At 72.1% G+C, this 19,767-nt stretch carries 15 protein-coding genes; 8 read left to right on the top strand and 7 right to left on the bottom strand.

The window, feature by feature from the left end:
* The gene (locus tag LN251_RS09950) at nucleotides 1-2,241 is read left to right on the top strand and encodes a bifunctional glycosyltransferase/CDP-glycerol:glycerophosphate glycerophosphotransferase (protein ID WP_458244082.1); all 2,241 of its coding nucleotides are present in this window, start codon (nucleotides 1-3) and stop codon (nucleotides 2,239-2,241) included.
* Here the strand turns inward: LN251_RS09950 and LN251_RS09955 are convergent.
* Together LN251_RS09955 and LN251_RS09960 are read right to left on the bottom strand one after the other, a co-directional pair.
* Nucleotides 2,229-3,449, bottom strand: a complete 1,221-nt coding sequence (locus tag LN251_RS09955; RefSeq protein ID WP_458244083.1) for a hypothetical protein — start codon at nucleotides 3,447-3,449, stop codon at nucleotides 2,229-2,231. The two genes, LN251_RS09950 and LN251_RS09955, sit on opposite strands and share 13 nt — an antisense overlap.
* Before the next feature lie 206 nt (nucleotides 3,450-3,655).
* The gene (locus tag LN251_RS09960; RefSeq protein WP_403951326.1) at nucleotides 3,656-4,069 is read right to left on the bottom strand and encodes an organic hydroperoxide resistance protein; all 414 of its coding nucleotides are present in this window, start codon (nucleotides 4,067-4,069) and stop codon (nucleotides 3,656-3,658) included.
* 123 nt (nucleotides 4,070-4,192) lie between these two features.
* On the opposite strand from LN251_RS09960, the gene LN251_RS09965 reads away from it, so the two are divergent.
* Nucleotides 4,193-4,678, top strand: coding sequence for a MarR family winged helix-turn-helix transcriptional regulator (locus LN251_RS09965; protein WP_458244084.1), 486 nt, complete (start codon nucleotides 4,193-4,195; stop codon nucleotides 4,676-4,678).
* Here LN251_RS09965 and LN251_RS09970 read toward each other — a convergent pair.
* Nucleotides 4,673-6,184 (bottom strand): glycosyltransferase family 39 protein, encoded by a 1,512-nt coding sequence (locus tag LN251_RS09970; RefSeq protein WP_458244085.1) that lies wholly within the window; start codon nucleotides 6,182-6,184, stop codon nucleotides 4,673-4,675. The genes LN251_RS09965 and LN251_RS09970 overlap by 6 nt on opposite strands.
* A gap of 113 nt (nucleotides 6,185-6,297) precedes the next feature.
* Here LN251_RS09970 and LN251_RS09975 point away from each other — a divergent pair, with 113 nt between their 5' ends.
* Together LN251_RS09975 and galE are read left to right on the top strand one after the other, a co-directional pair.
* Nucleotides 6,298-7,563, top strand: coding sequence for a glycosyltransferase 87 family protein (locus LN251_RS09975; protein WP_458244086.1), 1,266 nt, complete (start codon nucleotides 6,298-6,300; stop codon nucleotides 7,561-7,563).
* Between the two features lie 67 nt (nucleotides 7,564-7,630).
* Complete coding sequence (gene galE, locus LN251_RS09980; RefSeq protein ID WP_458244087.1) at nucleotides 7,631-8,611, top strand: UDP-glucose 4-epimerase GalE; 981 nt, start codon at nucleotides 7,631-7,633, stop codon at nucleotides 8,609-8,611.
* Nucleotides 8,612-8,646: 35 nt separating this feature from the next.
* On the opposite strand, the gene LN251_RS09985 is transcribed toward galE, so the two are convergent.
* Nucleotides 8,647-9,273 carry a TetR/AcrR family transcriptional regulator gene (locus LN251_RS09985; protein WP_458244088.1) on the bottom strand — a complete coding sequence of 209 codons (627 nt, stop codon included), beginning with the start codon at nucleotides 9,271-9,273 and terminating at the stop codon, nucleotides 8,647-8,649.
* A 239-nt stretch (nucleotides 9,274-9,512) separates the two neighbouring features.
* On the opposite strand from LN251_RS09985, the gene LN251_RS09990 reads away from it, so the two are divergent.
* Nucleotides 9,513-10,427, top strand: coding sequence for an ABC transporter permease (locus LN251_RS09990; protein WP_362988873.1), 915 nt, complete (start codon nucleotides 9,513-9,515; stop codon nucleotides 10,425-10,427).
* Entirely contained in the window at nucleotides 10,420-11,274 is an 855-nt protein-coding gene (locus LN251_RS09995) for an ABC transporter ATP-binding protein (protein WP_458244089.1), read from the top strand. The genes LN251_RS09990 and LN251_RS09995 overlap by 8 nt, the downstream gene beginning before the upstream one ends.
* Nucleotides 11,275-11,348: 74 nt before the next feature.
* On the opposite strand, the gene LN251_RS10000 is transcribed toward LN251_RS09995, so the two are convergent.
* The gene (locus LN251_RS10000; RefSeq protein ID WP_458244090.1) at nucleotides 11,349-16,295 is read right to left on the bottom strand and encodes an NAD-glutamate dehydrogenase; all 4,947 of its coding nucleotides are present in this window, start codon (nucleotides 16,293-16,295) and stop codon (nucleotides 11,349-11,351) included.
* A gap of 543 nt (nucleotides 16,296-16,838) precedes the next feature.
* On the opposite strand from LN251_RS10000, the gene LN251_RS10005 reads away from it, so the two are divergent.
* A complete protein-coding gene (locus LN251_RS10005) occupies nucleotides 16,839-17,405 on the top strand; it encodes a DJ-1/PfpI family protein (protein ID WP_458244091.1) in 567 nt (188 codons plus the stop codon).
* Nucleotides 17,406-17,430: 25 nt separating this feature from the next.
* On the opposite strand, the gene LN251_RS10010 is transcribed toward LN251_RS10005, so the two are convergent.
* Nucleotides 17,431-18,096, bottom strand: a complete 666-nt coding sequence (locus LN251_RS10010) for an HAD family hydrolase (RefSeq protein WP_458244092.1) — start codon at nucleotides 18,094-18,096, stop codon at nucleotides 17,431-17,433.
* A gap of 64 nt (nucleotides 18,097-18,160) precedes the next feature.
* On the bottom strand, nucleotides 18,161-18,676 hold the full coding sequence (locus tag LN251_RS10015) for a DUF6912 family protein (RefSeq protein WP_458244093.1): 516 nt from the start codon (nucleotides 18,674-18,676) through the stop codon (nucleotides 18,161-18,163).
* A 311-nt stretch (nucleotides 18,677-18,987) separates the two neighbouring features.
* Between LN251_RS10015 and LN251_RS10020 the strand changes: the two genes are divergently transcribed.
* Nucleotides 18,988-19,692, top strand: coding sequence for an Rv3235 family protein (locus LN251_RS10020; protein ID WP_458244094.1), 705 nt, complete (start codon nucleotides 18,988-18,990; stop codon nucleotides 19,690-19,692).
* Nucleotides 19,693-19,767 lie beyond the last annotated feature (75 nt).

Below are 19,767 nucleotides of genomic sequence, written 5' to 3' on the forward strand. Positions count from 1 at the left end.
GTGCCCCGCTTCAGCATCATCGTCCCCGTCTTCAAGGTGCAGGGCTACCTGCGCGAGTGCCTGGACTCCGTGCTCACGCAGTCGTACCCGGACTTCGAGGTCGTCGCCGTCGACGACCGCTCGCCCGACGGCTGCGGCGCGATCCTCGACGAATACGCGGAGCGCGACGAGCGGGTGCGCGTGCTGCACCTGTCCGAGAACGTCGGCCTCGGCCGCGCCCGCAACGCGGGGCTGGAGCAGGCGCGCGGCGACTACGTCCTCTTCCTCGACAGCGACGACTTCTACACGCCGGGGCTGCTGGCCGCCGTCGCCGACCGGCTGAGGTCGGCCAAGGACCCGGACATCCTGGTCTTCGACCACGTCCGTACCCACTGGTGGGGCCGTGGCGGACCGAGCGACGCCTCCGCGCTGCTGGCCGCGGCCGGCCAGGACGTCTTCAGCCTGCGTGAGAGCCCCCAGTACGTCCACCTGTTCCTGGTCGCCTGGAACAAGGCCTACCGCCGGGACTTCTTCCAGGAGCACGGCCTGCGGTACGCGCCGGGCCTTTACGAGGACGCCCCCGTCACCTACCGGTCGATGGTGCTCGCCGAGCGCATCGCCTGCCTGAACCGGATCGGCGTCGAGTACCGGCAGCGCCGGCAGGGCGCGATCACCAAGACGCCGGGGCGCAGGCACTTCGACATCTTCCCTCAGTACGAGGGGCTGTTCGCGTTCCTGGAGGAGCGCGAGGACCTCGCCTGGGCGCGTCCGCTGCTGTTCGAGCGGGCCATGGACCACATGCTGTACGTCATCTCCCGCGAGGACCGGGTGACCCCGTCCGACCGGGGCGCCTTCCACCGCGAGATCCGCGCCTTCCACCGCCGCCACTGCCCCGAGGGCTTCCTCCCGCCCGAGGGTCCGCGCGGCACCGAGATGCGGCTGCTGGCGAGCACGCCCTACGCCTCGTACGCGGCTCTGCGCGGCGCCCGCGGGGCGCGCAGGCTCGCCGGGGCGGCCAAGCGGCGGGTGGCGGCGAAGGTGTCGGCGTCGGCGCAGGGCGCCTGGTACGGGGCCCAGTCGCGGCTGCCGCTGGATCCGCACCTCGTCGTCTACTCCTCCACGCACCACGCGGGTGTCTCGGGCGACCCGGCCGCGGTCCACGCCAAGGCCCGCGAGATCGCGCCGCAGCTGCGCGGGGTGTGGGTGGTGCGGGAGGAGTCGGTGGCCGAGGTGCCGCCCGGCATCGACTTCGTCACGCCCGGCTCACGCCGCTACCACGCGGTCATGGCGCGGGCCACGTACTGGGTGAACAACGTCAACTGGCCCGGCAGTCTGGCCAAGCGCCCCGGCCAGGTGCACGTCCAGACCCATCAGGGCACCCCGCTCAAGTACATGGGCGCCGACCTGCTCGGCAAGCCGGGCGCCCGGCACGGCTTCAGCGTGCCGAAGATGCTGCACCGCGCCGACCGCTGGGATCTGAGCCTGGTCGCCAACCGGCACTCGGAGCTGGTGTGGGAGCGGGCCTACCCGTGCCACTTCACCTCGCTGCGCACGGGCAGCCCGCGCAACGACGTCCTCGTCGACGCCCCGGCGGACCGCGCCGCGGCCGTCCGCGCCCGGCTCGGCATCCCGGCCGGCGACACGGTCGTGCTGTACGCGCCGACCCGCCGGGAGTACCGCCGGGGCGGCCACGTCGACCGGATCGACCTGGCCCGGTTCGCCGCGGACCTGGGCACCGGCCACACCCTCGTCGTCCGCCTGCACCCCACTCTCGCCTCCGGTACGGCGCGCGGGATGGGGCTGGCCGATCTGCACGGGCGGGGCGTCCTGGTCGACGCGACGGACGAACCGCACGTCGAGGAGCTGATGCTGGCCTCCGACGTGCTGGTCACCGACTACTCGGCCCTGATGTTCGACTACGCCAACCTCGACCGGCCGATCGTCGTGCACGCCGACGACTGGGGCGCGTACACGGCGAGCCGGGGCGCCTACTTCGACATCACCGCCGAGGCACCGGGCCATGTGTCGCGCTCGTACCGGGAGTTGGCCTGGCTGTTCGCATCGGGCACCTGGCGGGACGAGGAGTCGGCGGCGCTGCGGGCCGCGTTCCGCGAGCGGTTCTGCGAGTTCGACGACGGGCGGGCCGCCGAGCGGGTGGTACGGCAGGTGCTGCTCGGCGAGTCGGCGGACGCCGGCGGGGAGGCGGCGGTGAGCATTCCGCGGGCGGCCGACGGCTCGGCCCGGCTGCCTCAGTACAGCTGACCCTCGGGCGCCGCGAGCCGGTGTTCCGTGCGAGGGGGCAGGACCGCGCCGTCCCGTCCCCTCCGGGCGCGACGCGCGGCGTGGCTCTCGATCAGCAGGGGGATGCCGCACACGGGCAGCAGGCTCGCCATGACCAGCAGCCGAGGCCCCATGGCCGTCTCGGGGTGCCCGGCCTGGTTGACGAAGCCCGCGACGGCGACGCCGACGACGAGGAGCCCGAACGGGCGGTGGTACCGCAGGGCTCCCCAGGCGCCGGCCGCGAGCAGGAGCAGGTTCAGGGGCTGCACCAGCGCGCCGCGCAGCCACTCCCGCCAGAAGGCGAGGCTCAGGCGGAGGAACGGGTGCAGCAGGTGCGGGGGCACGGGCCTGCTGTAGTGGACGGCCAGGAGTTCCTGGACGCTGGCCCGGGTGCCGGGCAGCGCGAGAGCGGCGATCACGAGCTGGAGCGCCACGGCGAACAGGCCGGTGACCGCGAGCAGCGTCCGTTCGGGCCGGGGGAACTCCCGCCGTCTGCCCCACCGCACGCACAGGTACAGCGCGAGGACGCCGGCGATCGCGCCGACGGCGAGCAGGGTCTGCGCGTACTTCACGCAGGCGGCCGCGGCGAACGCGGCGACGGAGAGCGCCGTACCCGACCGGACGCGGCCTTCGAGGACCAGGACGCAGCCGAGGACTCCGGCGAGGAGCAGGCACAGCAGCAGTCCCTCGCACATGGGCTGCATGGATTCCGTGCCGGTCGGCAGCGCGTAGTAGAGGGCCTGCCCGAGCAGGGCGAGCGGGGCCGAGACGCCCAGACGGCGCAGGATCAGCACGACGAAGCCGCTGCCCAGGACGGTCACCACGACCGCGGCCGCCCACAGGCCGCGGACCAGGCCCAGGGCGCGGGTGAAGGGGATGGTGAAGGCCGGGTATCCGGGTCGGGTCGCGAAGATCTCGGAGACGCGCGGGTCGCTGAACAGGGCGCGGTAGCCGGTGATGTCGGTGCGCCCGGCGGCCTGGGCGATGAGGCGTTCCCCGCGTGCGCGGCAGTCGCGGTAGGCGGAACCGCCGCCGTCGTGGTCGCGGTAGGTGGCGAGGTCCGCGCTCGCGTGCCGGGCGGCGGCCACGCGCGCGCTGTCGCAGAAGTACTCCAGCGCGCGCCGGGAGGCCTCTTCGCGTCCGACCCCCTGCAGCATGTAGGCGTGTGCCACGTACTGGCGGGTGTCCATGCGGGCGCGCCCCTGGATCTCCGCCGACTGCGCGACGGCGAAAACCAGGGCAATGAGAGTGAACCAGAAGGAAAGCCGCCACATAGGGACATGGCCTATCACGGGTGACGGCGTGATCCCGCCAGGTCCGGCCGAGTGTCGCGGACCGCGGAACGCGCCGACCCGCACCGGCGGTGCCGGTGCGGGTCGGTCGACGTGTGCGGGGGCTACTCGATGACGAGGTCGACCTCGACGTTGCCGCGGGTGGCGTTGGAGTACGGGCAGACCTGGTGGGCGGTCTCCACCAGCTTGCGGCCGGTGGCCTCGTCCACGCTGTCGGGCAGCTCGACGCGCAGGGTGACCTTGAGGCCGAAGCCCTCGCCCTGCTTGCCTATGCCGACCTCGGCGGTGACGGCGGCGTCGCTGACGTCGACCTTGGCCTGGCGGCCGACGAGACCGAGGGCGCTGCCGAAACAGGCGGCGTAACCGGCGGCGAACAGCTGCTCGGGGTTGGTGCCCTCGCCGTTGCCGCCCAGCTCCACCGGAGGCGCCAGCTTGACGTCGATCTTGCCGTCGTTGGTGAAGGCGCGACCGTCGCGGCCGTGGGTGGCGGTGGCGACAGCGGTGTAGAGCGCGTCCATGGATGACCATCCCTCTCGAAATCACGTTCCGGCGGCTCTCGCGTCGGCCGCCTCACGACCACAAGTAGAGCACACAATTCAATTGTGCACAACTAAATGGTGGGCAAGGGCTATCCTGGAGGCATGAGCACCTCGCCGACTCCGACACCCGCGGCCGACTGGCTCCGCCTCGACCAGCAGATCTGCTTCTCCCTGCACGCAGCCTCGCGCGCCTTCGGCAGCCTGTATCGCGTGGTCCTCAAGGACCTCGGGCTCACCTACCCGCAGTACCTGGTGATGCTGGTCCTCTGGGAGCACGGCGACCTGCCGGTCAAGAAGCTGGGCGAGCACCTGCGTCTGGACTCCGGCACCCTCTCCCCCCTGCTCAAGCGGCTGGAGGCGGCGGGTCTGGTACGCCGTGAGCGCAGCGCCCGCGACGAGCGCTCGGTGGAGGTACGGCTCACCGAGGAGGGTTCCGCACTGCGCGAGCGGGCGCTGGAGGTGCCGCGCCGCATCGTCACGGCCACCAGCTTCGACGTGGACGAGATCCGCGCCCTGCGCGCCCGCCTCGACGACCTCACCACCGCCCTGGACGAGGCCGCCGTCCAGGCGGCGCGGGAGGACTCATAGCCGCGGGCGGCGCACGTACAGCCCGAGGGTGATCCGGCCGCTGGCGAACCCCTCGACGTGGGTGAAGTGCTCCTCCACGGCGTCGAGTTTCAGCCGGTCGACCGGGTCGCTCGGCACCCAGCGCGGCGTCAGGGCGTATCCGGGGGCCACGACCCACACCCGGTCCACCGCGGCGAGCCTGCGCCGCAGCTCCCCGGGCGGCGCCTCCAGGCCGCTGAGCGTCCCGGACCGGGCGCCGGACTCCGCGAGCGCGACGTCGCGGGCCCGCCCGAAGCCCTTCGGATACGCCTGCGCGCCGACCCGCCAGAACGACGGCAGGAAGAGCACCGCGTCCCCGGGACGGGCCTGGCGGGCGACGGCCGCCGAGACGGCCGCGAAGTTCTCGGGGCGGTGGTCCGCGGAACGGTTCTCCCGCTGCAGGGGAAGCCACGCGACGAAGACCAGCGCGACGGCCACCGCACCGGCGAGGGGCACGAGAGGGCGCGGCGGCCGGCTCGGCACGCGCGGCAGCAGGCGCCCGGCGGCCGTCACCAGCCGGTCGGCGCCGGCCGCCACCAGCAGGGGCGCCCCCGCGAGCGCGTACAGCACGTACCGGTCGTCGTAGAGCGGCTGGATCTGCGACACGAGCAGCAGGACCGCGGGCGGCAGCACCAGCAGCGGCAGCGCGACCACCGCGAGCCGCCGGGCCGTGAGTCCCACGGCCGCGAGCAGCACGCACCCCCAGAACACGGGCCCCTCCGGGGCGGCGGCGAAGGACCGGCCCAGCACCTCCACCTGCGGCCAGCCGGGCGTCCGCAGCCACGACACCTGACCCGACTGGCCCTCGGACACCCAGGCCAGCGGCAGCAGCACGACGGCCACCGCGCCCGCCGCGCGCGCCCACCCGGCCCACACCCGGCGCTCCGCCCGCGCCAGCGCCAGCGTCGCCGCGTGCGCGAGGAGCACCAGGACCGCCAGTTCGTGCAGCAGGCAGGTCACCGCGAGCAGGCTCGCGTACGGCCACCAACGGCGCCCGCGTTCCTCCCGCAGGGCCCGCACCAGCAGCAGGGTCGCACCCGCCACGCCGGCCGAGACGAGCGCGTACGAGCGGCCCTCCTGGGCGTAGTGGCCGGTCATCGGGGTGATGGCGTAGAGCAGGCCGGCCCACAGGCCGACGCGCGGCCGGACCAGCCGGGTGCCGAGCGCCGCCACCAGGCCGGCGGCCGCGGCGGCCCCGCACACCGACGGCAGACGCAGGACGACCTCACCGGGGTGGACGGCGAGGACGAGGTGCATGAACAGGTAGTAGAGGCCGTGCACGGCGTCGACGGTGTGCAGCAGCTGCCAGATCTGCGGCACGGTGCGCCGCGCCACGAGGTAGCTGACGCTCTCGTCGCCCCACATCCCGCCCCGGTCGAGGCCCCACAGCCCGAGCACGAGCATCAGGGCGGCCGGCACGCCCACGGCCACGGCCTCCGCCCGCGTCCACCGGCGGCGGCGCGCCCGCTGCGAAACCTCGCTCTCCATACACCAGCTAACGTTCGTCACGCAGCCGAGTTTGTGGTGTTGGCAAGCTCTTACCGACGATTGACGGTGTATTAGCGCGCATACACCATTCGCCCGGCTTACCATCCGCGGTGATGAATGCCGCGCCGAACCCCCTCAGGAAGCATCCGCGCCTCGTCCTCGCCGCCGGCTGGCTCGCCACCCGGGCCGCGATGCTGTGGCTCCTCACCCACGGTCAACTGGCCGCGCTCGGCCGGGGCACCGTCGCCCGGGAGGTGTGGCGGCTCTACCACCACTGGTACGACGTCCTCTCGACGGGCACCTTCCCGACCCACGACCCGCTCTGGCAGTACCCGCCCGGCGCCGGCGCGGTCCTGCTGTCGCCCGCGCTGCTGCCGGGCCTGACGTACTTTCAGGCGTTCGTCGCCCTCACCCTCGCCACCGACGCCGCGACCGCCCTGGCGCTGACCCACGCGGGCCGCCGCCGCAACCGCAGCTTCCTCGGCGCCTGGGTGTGGGTGGGCGGCCTGCCGCTCCTGCTGCACATCCCGCTCGTCCGGTACGACGTCCAGGTCACGGCGCTCGCCGTCATCTCCCTGTTGACGATGGGGCGTTCCAGGCGCGTGTCCGGGGTGTTCGCGGCGCTGGGCGCCGTGGTGAAGGTGTGGCCCGCGCTGGTGCTGCTGGGCACGCCCAAGGGGCCGACGACGCGCTCGGCGTGGTCGTGGGCGACCGGGGCGGGAGCCGTCGCGCTGGGCGTCTTCGCCGCGCTGTTCGCCCACCCGTTCTCCTTCCTGCGTGAACAGGGCGGCCGGGGCGTGCAGATCGAGTCCATGGGCGGCACCGCGCTCTCCCTCGCCACGCACGCCGGGTGGCCGGGCAGGGTGCGCTACCAGTACGGCGCCATGGAGTTCACCGGCCCGTACGTCCGGGCCGTCGCCTACGCCTGCCTCGCGCTCACGGCCGTCGCCTTCGGGCTGCTGCTCCTGTGGCGGCTGCGGGCCCGGCGCTGGACGCCCGCGACGCCGTACGACGCCGCCTTCAGTGCCGTTCTGCTCTTCACCGTCACCAGCCGCGTCATCAGCCCCCAGTACATGATCTGGCTGCTCGGCCTGGCCGCCGTGTGCCTGACCTCGCGGCACACCGTGCAGCGCCCGGTGGCCGCGCTGGTCGTGGCGGCGACCGCGGTCAGCGCGGTCGCCTATCCGGCCCTCTACCACCAGGTGATGGCCTGCACCTGGACGGGCTGCGGTCTGATGCTCCTGCGCAACGGCCTGCTCGCGGCGGCCGCCGTGCTGTCCTTCACGCGCGTGTGGCGCTCGACGACGCCCCCGGCGCCCGTCAACGCACCCGTGGTGTCGCCCGACACCCAGGGCGTCGGCTCGCCCGTCCCCGTGTGACGGTCCCGCCTGGTTGACTGATACGCGGGACACCGACCGCGCACCGGGAGCGAGAGGACGACCGCACATGACCTGGCTGATCACCGGCGGCGCCGGGTACATCGGGGCGCACGTCGTCCGGGCGATGACCCGGGCGGGCGAGCGGGCCGTCGTGTACGACGACCTGTCCACCGGCATCGCCGCGCGCGTGCCGGAGGAGGTGCCGCTGGTGGTGGCCTCCACGCTGGACGGCGAACGGCTGGCGCAGGTCCTCGCCGAGCACGAGGTCACCGGTGTCGTGCATCTGGCGGCGAAGAAGCAGGTCGGCGAGTCGCTGGACCTGCCGCTGCACTACTACCGGCAGAACGTGGAGGGCCTGCGCGTCCTGCTGGAGGCGGTGACGACGGCGGGCGTCCCGTCCTTCGTGTTCTCCTCGTCCGCCGCGGTCTACGGCATGCCGGACGTGGACCTCGTCACCGAGGAGACGCCCTGCGTCCCCATGTCGCCCTACGGGGAGACGAAGCTGGCCGGCGAGTGGCTGGTCCGCGCCACGGGACGCGCGACCGGCCTCGCCACGGCCTCGCTCCGCTACTTCAACGTGGCGGGCGCGGCGGCCCCGGAACTGGCCGACGTCGGCGTCTTCAACCTCGTCCCCATGGTCTTCGAGAAGCTCACCGAGCACGCTCCCCCGCGCATCTTCGGCGACGACTACCCGACCCCCGACGGCACCTGTGTGCGCGACTACATCCACGTCGTCGACCTGGCCGAGGCCCACGTGGCCGCCGCCCGCGCGCTGCGCGCCGCCCCCGGCCGCGATCTGACGCTCAACATCGGGCGCGGCGAGGGCGTGTCGGTGCGCGAGATGGTCGACCGCATCAACGCCCTCACCGGCTACGACCGCCCCCCGGCGATCAGCCCGCGCCGCCCCGGCGACCCGCCCCGCGTCGTCGCCTCCGCCGACCGCGCCGCCGGCGAACTGGCCTGGAAGGCCAAGCACGACGTCCAGGACATGATCCTCTCGGCCTGGGAGGGCTGGGTGCGTCTCCACCCGGAGGCGGCGCGCAGCTAGCGCCTGCCGTCCGGCTCAGGCAGGCGCCGCGGACCTCACAGCGCCTTGACGGCCTGCGCGGCGGCCCGTGCCAGGGCGTCCAGGTAGCCCTTGGGCAGCTTGGGGCTGCGGATCACCACCGAGCGCCAGTACAGCGGGCCCGAGATCAGGTCCAGGGCCAGCTCCTCGTCGAAGCCGGCGCGGACCTCGCCGCGCCGCTCGGCCGCCACCAGGATCTTGAGGGCCACGCCCTCCTGGCCCTCGCGCAGCGTCTTCTGCATGGCCTCGGCGATCTCGGGGTTGCGGGCGGCCTCGGCCTGCAGGTCGGGGATGATCTGCGAGGCCACCGGGTGGCGCAGGGCGCGGGAGGTGACCTCGTACAGCAGGCGCAGGTCGCCCTCCAGGGAGCCGGTGTCGGGCGTGGGCAGGCCCATCACCGCGAGCGCCGAGACGACGTCGAGGACCAGGTGCAGTTTGGACTTCCAGCGGCGGTACACGGCCGTCTTGCCGACGCCCGCGCGGCGCGCGATGCCCTCGATCGACATGCGTGCGTAGCCGACGGCCGCGAGCTCCTCGAAGACGGCCGCCCGGATGGCCTCCGTCACGTCCTCCCGGAGCACCGCCGCTCCGGCGGGGGTCCGGCGGCGCGGACGCGTCTGGGGCTCGTCGGCGTTCGTCGTCATGCGGTCCAGCATAGGGCGTTGCGACGATACGGTCCCGTCCCCACGCAGACCGCCGGCAACACGTCACGACGAAACGGTTGCGTTCCGACGCCCACTCGTCCTACGCTCACGTTGCGACGATACGGTCCCGTCCCGACGTAAGAGAACGTGAAGAGAAGCGTAAGGAAACGCGGGGCAAAGGGACACGGCGTCACAGAGCTTTCCAGCGCCACCCCCTCCCCCGAGCGAAAGCACCGGATGTGAGCCAGGTCCTCCACACCCCGCCCTCGACGCCGGCCGCGGCCGACGACGACCTCGCGGCTCTCGCCGCCCGCCACGGCCTCACGGTCAGCGGTGCCCGCCCCTCCCTGCCCGCGTACGTCCGGCAGCTGTGGGCCCGGCGCCACTTCATCACCGCGTTCGCCACCGCCAAGCTCACCGCGCAGTACAGCCAGGCGAAGCTCGGCCAGGTCTGGCAGGTCATGACCCCGCTGCTGAACGCGGCGGTGTACTACTTCATCTTCGGCGTCCTGCTGGGCACCAAGCGGCACGTGCCCGACTACATCCCCTTCCTGGTCACAGGCGTGTTCATCTGGACGTTCACGCAGAGCTCGATCATGGCGGGCACCCGCGCGATCTCCGGCAACCTCGGCCTGGTGCGGGCCCTGCACTTCCCGCGGGCCGCGCTGCCGATCTCCTTCTGCCTCCAGCAGCTGCAGCAGCTGCTGTTCTCGATGGCCGCCCTGATCGTCATCCTGCTCTGCTTCGGCGTACCCGTCGCCGTCTCCTGGGTGCTGGCGATCCCGGCCCTGGTCCTGCAGTTCACGTTCAACACCGGCATGTCGATGATCATGGCGCGGATGGGCGCCAAGACCCCCGACATCGCCCAGCTGATGCCGTTCATCCTGCGCACCTGGATGTACGTGTCCGGCGTCATGTGGAGCATCGACAAGCTGACCAAGGGCGACCACCTTCCCCACGCGCTGACGATCGCCCTGGAGACCAACCCGGCCGCCGTCTACATCGACCTCATGCGCTACGCGCTCATCGACAGCTTCCACGCAAGTCAGCTGCCCCCGCACGTGTGGGCGGCGGCGACGGGCTGGGCCCTGCTCGCCGGGGTCGGCGGGTTCATCTACTTCTGGAAGGCTGAGGAGACGTACGGCCGTGGCTGAGCAGACCTTCGAGATCAACGACCGGATCCCCGCCGGCACCGCGCCCGGCGAGCTGATCCCCACGATCGTCGTCGACGGCGTCGACATCGTCTACCGCGTCAACGGCACCGGCGCCGGCAGGGGCTCCGCCACCGCCGCCCTCAACCGCATGCTGCGCCGCCGGCAGGCCGAGCAGGCGGCCGGCGTCCGCACGGTGCACGCCGTCAAGAAGGTGTCGTTCGTCGCCTACAAGGGCGAGGCGATCGGCCTCATCGGCACCAACGGCTCCGGCAAGTCCACGCTGCTGAAGGCGATCGCGGGCCTGCTGCCGGTGGAGAACGGCCACATCTACACCAACGGCCAGCCCTCGCTCCTCGGCGTCAACGCTGCCCTGATGGGCGATCTGACCGGCGAGAAGAACGTCTTCCTCGGCGGACTGGCGATGGGCATGTCCCGCGAGGAGATCAAGGACCGCTACCAGTCGATCGTCGACTTCTCCGGCATCAACGAGAAGGGCGACTTCATCACCCTGCCCATGCGGACCTACTCCTCCGGCATGGGCGCCCGGCTGCGCTTCTCCATCGCCGCCGCCAAGGACCACGACGTCCTGCTCATCGACGAGGCGCTCGCCACCGGCGACCGGTCCTTCCAGCGCCGGTCCGAGGAGCGCATCCGCGAACTGCGCCAGCAGGCCGGCACGGTGTTCCTGGTCAGCCACAACAACAAGTCGATCCGCGACACCTGCGAACGCGTGCTGTGGCTGGAGCGCGGCGAACTGCGCATGGACGGCCCGACCGAGGAGGTCATGGCCGCGTACGAGGAGTTCACCGGCGGCGCCGACAAGCCCAAGCCGACCAAGGCCGCCTGAGCCGCCGCGCCACGAAGGGGGCGCCCCGGGCCGATGTGGCCCGGGGCGCCCCCTTCGTCGTGGCGTACCGCCGGCTACGAGTGCGTGCGCAGCAGGGTGCGCATCGTCCGCATCGCCACCGACAGGTTGGCGAGGTCGAACGTCTCCGAACCCTGGATCTCCTCGAGCGTCGTACGGGCCCGGCCCAAAATCGCCGCGTTCTTCTCCTCCCAGGCCTTGAAGCGCTGCTCGGGGGTCGAGGTGCCGTTGCCCACCGCCAGGACGTCCGCCGTCAGCGCCGCGTGGGCCGCGAAGAGGTCCTCACGGATGGAGGCGCGGGCCATGGACTGCCAGCGGTCGGAACGGGGCAGCTCGATGATGCGGTCCATGAGCTGGGCGATGTGCAGCCGGTCGGCGAGGTCGTAGTAGACCTCGGCGACGTCCATCGGGTCCCTGCCCATGCGGTCGCCGATCGAGACGATGTCCAGCGCCGGGAAGGCGGAGGAGAACCCGGCCACGCGCGTGGCGAGTTCGTCCGGGACGCCGGCGTCCGTCAGCTCGTCGTAGATCTTCTGCCACCACTCCAGGTCCGCGCCGCGCAGCAGCTTCGGCAGCTGCTGCCAGACCTGCTCGACGCGCTCGGCGAAGAACTCGACCGTCTCGGCGATCTGCAGCGGCTGCGGCCGGTTGTTGAGCAGCCAGCGCGTACCGCGCTCCACCAGACGGCGGGAGTGCAGGCGGATACGGGTCTGCACGACGGCCTCGACCCGGTTGTCCAGCTCCTCCACCGCGTCCCACACCGGGGCCGAGCAGAAGATCGCCCGCGCCGCGGTCTGCGCCCGCACGATCTCCTCCAGCGAGGCGCCGGTCTCCTCGCGCAGACGGTGCAGATACGTCGTACCGCCCGTGTTCACCGTGTCGTTGACCAGGACGGTCGTGACGATCTCGCGGCGCAGCGGGTGGCTGTCGATGAACTCCGGGAACTGCTCGCGCAGCGCCGTCGGGAAGTAGGTGTGCAGCAGCCCGCGCAGGTACTCGTCGTCCGGCAGGGACGTGTGCAGCAGCTCCTCGGCGACCGTGATCTTCGTGTACGCCAGCAGGACGGCCGTCTCCGGGCCCGTCAGGCCCTGTGCGGCACCGAGGCGCTCGCGGATCTGCCGGTCGGTGGGCAGGAACTCCAGCGCCCGGTCGAGGTGGCCCTCGCGCACCAGGTGGCGGATGAACCGCTGCTGGGCGTGGAGCATGTCCTTGGACTGGGCGAGGGCGTTGGCGAGCGCCGTGTTCTGCGCGTAGTTGTTGCGCAGCACCAGGTGGCCGACCTCGTCGGTCATCTCGGCGAGCAGCTTGTTGCGCTGCTTGACGGTCATGTCGCCCTCGGTGACCAGGCCGTTGAGCAGGATCTTGATGTTCACCTCGTGGTCGGAGGTGTCCACGCCCGCGCTGTTGTCGATCGCGTCCGTGTTGATCTTGCCGCCGTGCCGGGCGAACTCGATCCGGCCGAGCTGGGTCAGGCCCAGGTTGCCGCCCTCGCCGACGACCTTGACCTGCAGGTCGGCGCCGTCGACCCGGATGGGGTCGTTGGCCTTGTCGCCGACGTCCGCGTTCGACTCGGTGGACGCCTTCACGTACGTCCCGATGCCGCCGTTCCACAGCAGGTCCACCGGCGCCCGCAGGATGGCGCGCATCAGGTCGGCCGGGGTCATCTTGGAGATCTTGCCCTCGATGCCGAGGACCTCGCGGATGTGCGAGTTGAGCGGGATGGCCTTGGCGGTGCGCGGGAACACGCCGCCGCCGGCCGAGATCAGCTCGGTGTCGTAGTCGGCCCAGCTGGAGCGGGGCAGCTCGAAGATGCGGCGGCGCTCGGCGTAGGAGGTGGCCGCGTCCGGGCTCGGGTCGATGAAGATGTGCCGGTGGTCGAAGGCGGCGATCAGGCGGATGTGCTCGCTGAGCAGCATGCCGTTGCCGAACACGTCGCCGGACATGTCGCCGATGCCGACGACCGTGAAGTCCTCGCTCTGCGTGTCCACGCCGAGCTCACGGAAGTGCCGCTTGACGGACTCCCAGGCACCGCGGGCGGTGATGCCCATGCCCTTGTGGTCGTAGCCGGCCGAGCCGCCGGAGGCGAAGGCGTCGCCGAGCCAGAAGTTGTACTTCTCCGCGACCCCGTTGGCGATGTCGGAGAAGGTGGCGGTGCCCTTGTCGGCGGCGACGACGAGGTAGGTGTCGTCCTCGTCGTGCCGGACGACGTCCTGCGGGGGCACGACCTCGCCCGCGACCATGTTGTCGGTGATGTCGAGCAGGCCGGAGATGAACATCTTGTAGCTGGCGATGCCCTCGGCCAGCCACGCGTCCCGGTCCACCGCCGGGTCGGGCAGCTGCTTGGCGACGAAGCCGCCCTTGGCGCCGACCGGCACGATGACGGTGTTCTTCACCATCTGCGCCTTGACCAGGCCGAGGATCTCGGTGCGGAAGTCCTCGCGCCGGTCGGACCAGCGCAGACCGCCGCGGGCGACCTTGCCGAAGCGCAGATGCACGCCCTCGACGCGCGGCGAGTAGACCCAGATCTCGAACGCCGGGCGCGGCGCGGGCAGGTCCGGGATCGCCTGCGGGTCGAACTTCATGGAGACGTAGTCGTGCGGCCTGCCGCCCGTGGCCTCCTGGAAGAAGTTCGTCCGCAGGGTCGCCTTGATGACCGTCAGGAAGGACCTGAGGATCCGGTCCTCGTCGAGGCTCGCGACCTGGTCGAGCGCCGCGTCGACCTCTTCGAGGAGGGCGTCGACGATCTCGTGGCCCGCGCGCTGCCGGTCCGGCGACATCCGCGCCTCGAACAGGGAGACCAGCAGCCGGGTGGTGTGGACGTTGTTGCGGAGGGTGTCCTCCATGTAGTCCTGCGAGAAGGTGGAGCCCGCCTGCCGCAGGTACTTGGCGTACGCCCGCAGCACCATCGCCTGCCGCCAGGTCAGCCCGGCGCTCAGCACGAGGGCGTTGAAGCCGTCGTTCTCCGCCTTGCCGGTCCAGGTGGCCGCGAAGGCGTCCTGGACGCGCTCGCGGGCGTCGTCACCGAGGTAGTCCCCGCTGCCGTTCTGCGCCCGGGGCATGCGCAGGCCGAAGTCGTAGATCCAGGCCGTGGTGCGGTCGGCGCAGCGCAGTTCGTACGGCCGCTCGTCCGTGACCTCGACGCCGAGCCGGCTGAGGACCGGCAGCACCGCGGACAGGGAGACGGCCTCGCCCCGGCGGTAGATCTTGAACCGGCGCTCCTCCGGCGCCGCGCCCACCGGCTCGTACAGGCTGAGCGAGAAGTTCTGGCCGCTCTGCTCCTGGGTCTCGCTGAGCTGCTCCAGGTGGACCAGGTCGGCGACCGCGGCCCGCGGGGTGTGGTCGGCCTTGTAGCCCTCGGGGAAGGCGTTGTTGTAGCGGCGCAGCAGCTCGGCGGCCTTCTCCTCGCCGCACTCGGCGTTCAGCGCCTCCGCGAAACCGTCGGCCCAGGAGCGCGCGGCCTCCACCAGACGCGCCTCGATGCGCTCCTTGTCGAGGTCCGACAGCTCGGACAGCTCGGTGCCCTGCGGGACGCGGACCACGAAGTGCAGCCGGGACAGGATCGACTCGGTGTTCCAGGCGGTGAAGTCGACGCTGATGCCGCCCAGTTCCTCCTTGAGGATGTCGATGATCCGCAGGCGCACGCCGGTGGTGTAGCGGTCGCGGGGGAGGTAGACGAGGGCCGAGTAGTAGCGGCCGTACTCGTCCTGGCGCAGGTAGAGGCGCAGCCGCCGGCGCTCCTGCAGGTACAGCACGGAGGTGACGATGGACTGCAGTTCGTCGGCGGGCGTCTGGAAGAGCTCGTCGCGCGGGTAGGTCTCGAGGATCTGCAGCAGGTCGCGGCCGTCGTGGCTGTTGGGCGAGAACCCGGCGCGCTGCAGGACCTCGTCGACCTTGCGGCGGATGACGGGCACCCGGCGCACCGACTCGGTGTACGCGGCGGAGGAGAACAGGCCGAGGAAGCGGCGCTCGCCGACGACGTTGCCCTGCTCGTCGAACTTCTTGACGCCGATGTAGTCCAGGTACGACGGCCGGTGCACGGTGGCACGGCTGTTGGCCTTGGTCAGGATGAGGAGCTTGTGCTCGCGGGCCTTGGCGCGGGCGTCGGCGGGCAGCCGCTCGAAGGACGGGCTGACCGGGTGGCCCTCCTCGCCCGCGTGGTGCGGGTCCGAGCGCAGGATGCCGAGGCCCGTGCCGGGGACGGCGGCCAGCGAGTCGTCCACGCGCAGCTGGTACTCACGGTAGCCGAGGAAGGTGAAGTGGTCGGCGGACAGCCAGCGCAGCAGCTCGCGGGCCTCCTCGATGTCCTGCTCCCGCAGGTCGGACGCGACGGGTTCGGCGGGCAGTTCCTCGGCCATGCGCAGCGCCGCGTCCCGCATCTTGTCCCAGTCCTCGACGGCCTCACGGACGTCGGACAGGACGCGCAGCAGGTCGGCGGTGATCTGCTTGAGGTCCCCGCGGTCGGTCTCGCGGTCGATCTCGACGTGGATCCAGGACTCGATGTGCGCGTCGTGCGGCAGACCGGCGCCGGGCTTCACCGGAAGCACCTCGATGAGCTTGCCGGCCACATCGCGGCGCACCACGATCTGCGGGTGGATGACGACGTGGATGCCACGCCCCTGCCGCGTCAGCTCGTTGGTGACGGAGTCCACGAGGAAGGGCATGTCGTCGGTGACCACCTCGACGACCGAGTGGCTGCACGTCCAGCCGTTCTCCTCGACCGTGGGCGTGTGGACCCGCACGCTGGCCGTGCCCTGGGGGCGGTTCTCGGCCAGCCGGTAGTGCGAGAGCGCGGCTCCGAAGACGTCGACCGGGTCGCGGCCGCCCAGGTCTTCCGGAGCGGTGTGCAGGTAGTAGCGCTGGAGGAACGCGAGCACGGTCTCCCGGTCGGGCGTGCTCCCGTCCGCCGTCCCGGTCGGTAGGTGCCCCCCGACCGGGCTGTTCTCAGCTACCCGAGCGGCCCTCTCCAGCAGCTCGGCCTTGGCTTCGTCCAGCTTGGTCTGCATTGTCCTCTGGCTCCTGTCGCGCGCCGTTGCGTGACGTAGAAGGAAGTACGGTCTCTTCCCCTGCGGCTCGTCGCCACGGCCCGGGTTCTCCGGTCTGCACCGACGCTATGTCGCAAGGTGAGATACGCGGGGGGTTGTCAGCCATTCTCGACGCGCCCGTGGGATGTGACGCTGCTCTCGGCATCGTCCGTTCCCTGGGTGTGTACGGCGTCCTGGGGACCCTTGCGATCCCGTCCCGCCCGCGAGGACCAGCGACCGCCGCCCGGTCACGGAGGTGTTCCGTGCTCCCCGGGCGCAGGGCAGGGGCGACGTTGCCCCCGCGAGCTATCGCGCTGATCACGCCACCAAGGCTATCGCTCCTGACAGGGGGCCCGTCATGAGCCGTATGTGTACAAAACCCGGTGCCGAACTTTGACGTTCTGCACAGGGGCGAAACGCCTCACAAGACACTAGAGACCACCTTTCCCCTTCATCCCGCACTGTCCCTCCTCTCCCGGTGCGGGCCCCCTTGGCAAGCGCGTCCGGTGGAGGCACGTTGCCGACATGACAGCCAGAATCCTCATCGTCACCGGCGACGCGGCCGAGTCGCTGGAGGTCCTTTACCCCTACCAGCGCCTGCGCGAGGAGGGCTACGAGGTCCACATCGCGGCCCCGGCCCGCAAGCGGCTGCGGTTCGTCGTCCACGACTTCGAACCCGGCTTCGACACCTACACCGAGAAGCCCGGCTACACCTGGCCCGCCGACCTGGCCTTCGCCGAGGTCGAACCCAGTCAGTACGCGGCCCTGGTCATCCCCGGCGGCCGGGCCCCGGAGTACCTGCGCAACGACCCCGAGCTGCGCAAGATCCTCAAGTCCTTCTTCGACGCCGCCAAGCCCGTCGCCCAGATCTGCCACGGCCCCCTGCTCACCGCCGCGGTCGACGGCCTGCGCGGCCGGCGTGTCACGGCGTATCCGGCGCTGGAACCGGACATGCAGTCCGCCGGCGCCGAGTTCCAGGACGCGGAGGCGGTGGTGGACGGCACCCTGGTGTCCGCACGGGCCTGGCCGGACCATTCGGCGTGGATGCGGGAGTTCCTCACGGTGCTGAGGGCCAAGGCACCGGTGACATGAGGTCGGTCGTGGTGGCCGTCGGCGATCAGGCCGCCAGCCGCTCGGCCTCCACGACCGCCTCCGCCAGGGTGTCCACCACCGGCACGCCGACCTCCTCGAGGCTGGCCCGTCCGTGCGAGCCCCCGGTGTAGAGCACGGCCCGCGCACCCACGTGCATCGCGGCCACCGCGTCGTCCGCGGCGTCCCCGATCACCACCGTCCGCCCGGGATCGACACCGCGCAGCGACGCCAGGTGCCGCACCATGTGCTCGGCCTTGCTGCCGCCGGACGGCCCGGTCCGCCCGTCGACGCGTATGAAGTGCGCCTCGATCCCGAACCCGCGCACCAGCGGAACCAGTTCGTCGTGCCCGTACATGCTCAGGATCGACTGGCTGCGCCCCGCAGACGTCCACCCGGCGAGCAGCTCCACCGCCCCCTCGGCCAGCCCGCACCGCACCCGGTGCTCGGCGTAGTACCGGTGGAAGACCTCGTCCATGAGCTCCCACTCGGCGTCCGTGGGCAGCCGCCCCAGCAGCCGCTCGTAGAACTTGGGCACCGGCACGCAGTACAGCGCCCGGTACTGCTCCATGGTGATCGGCTCCAGGCCCAGCTCGGCGAACGCCGCGTTGGTCGCCCCGATGATCGCGTCGTTGTCGTGGAACAGCGTCCCGTTCCAGTCCCACACGATGTGTGCCCCTGCTTGCATCCCCATGCGGAAAACCTACCCGCCGCCACTGACAATGAAGAGGCCGGTGGATCGAGAAGAGCGGAGGCGCTCAGTCCGCGAGCCCGACGAGATGCGGGATCTCCTGCGTCGCGTACCACAGCAGCTCGTGGTCCTCGGCCCCGTCCACCACGAACTGCGCGTCGTCGTCCCCGCCGTCCGCCGCCTCCAGCGCCTCGGCCGCGGCGGCCACGTCCGCCTCGGCGTCCTCCAGGTCGACGTGCACGGCGGCCGCCTTGGCCAGCGCCACGGCTGCGGCGACCCGCACCTCGCCCAGCGCGGCCGGGTCGAGCCCACGGTCGGGGTCGGCGGACGCGGCGCCGTCCGGCACGTCGACGGCGACCACGACCCGGCGGCGCGCGGCGCCGGGATCGGCGGCCAGCAGCCGCAGCGAGGCCAGCGCGGCACGGTTGAGCGCCGCGTACTCCAGTTCCTCGATGTCGTCGGACAGGTACCACTCGCGCAACGCGGGCGTGACGGCGTAGGCGACGAACGGTCCGCCGGCCAACTCACCCGTCTTGTACGCCTCGGCGAGCCCGGGGAGGGTCAGGGGGACGTAGACGCGCATGCTGGCCGCTTTCCTGTTCGTCGGGGTCGAGGGACCGTGCGGAGGGCCTTCAGGATACGCGCGGGGGTCCCCTTTCGAGTTCCCACCCGTGACGCCCGGGCCGTCCACCCGCGTCCCGCGATTCACCCCCCGTCCTCGCGCGAGCACAGGCTTCCGGGCCCCTCGATCACTCTGATAGGTGAACTCTTCTGCCGCCCCGACGCGGACGCGCCCTTCCTTGCCGCCACCGGCCACGGCCCCGTACAAGATCCCCAACGCCAAGTTACCGACCGGTACCGCCGGTCTCGCGAACCGAGGAAACGGGGACTTCCATGCACAAGGTCATGACCAGGACCGCCCAGCGCCGCCCGGGCTCCCGCCCGCCGGCCCGCCAGGACTCCCGCCGCCCCGCGGGGGCCCCACCCCGCATCCCGGGCGGCAGCCCGGCACGCACGACACCGGGAGACGGCCGCCCGCCTCGTCCCCGCGCCACCGGCACCGGGCCGAGCGACTCCCGCCCACCCACGGCCCCGGCCGGCACCGCCGCCATCACCCGCACCACGGCCGGCACCGCACCGGTCCCCGAGGCCCCGACGATCCCCTCCCGGCCGGACCCCGTGCCCCAGGACCGGCCCGACACCGGCACCCCCGCCCCCACCGTCCCCGCCCAGGCGCGCCGTCTGCCCCCTGCCCAGCCCCGCCCCACCGATGTCTTCGCCGACCTGCTCCTCGCCGTGCTGAGCGGTCAGCGGCCGGTTCACTCGATGCTCCGGCACACCGCGGGCCGCGCCTACGACGAACTGGCCTGGCTCGCCGAACGCGGCCCCCTGCGCGCCCGCGGCACCCGCCCGGTCGTCCGCGACATCGGCTACTACGAGGCCCGCCCCGGCGCCGTCGAGGTCTTCGCCCGCATCGGCGCCGGCGACCAGCTGCGCGCCATGGCCTTCCGCCTGGAACGGGGCCACGACCTGCGCTGGCGCTGCACGGCGGTGGAACTGGGCGGCGCCCGCCCGCCACTGCCGGCCGACGACGCCTGACTCCGCGGGCACCGCGTACGCCGAAGGGCCGGGCCACCCTGGGGTGACCCGGCCCTTCGAGCCGCTACGGTGCCG

This window comes from Streptomyces sp. MAI_2237 (assembly GCF_054189285.1).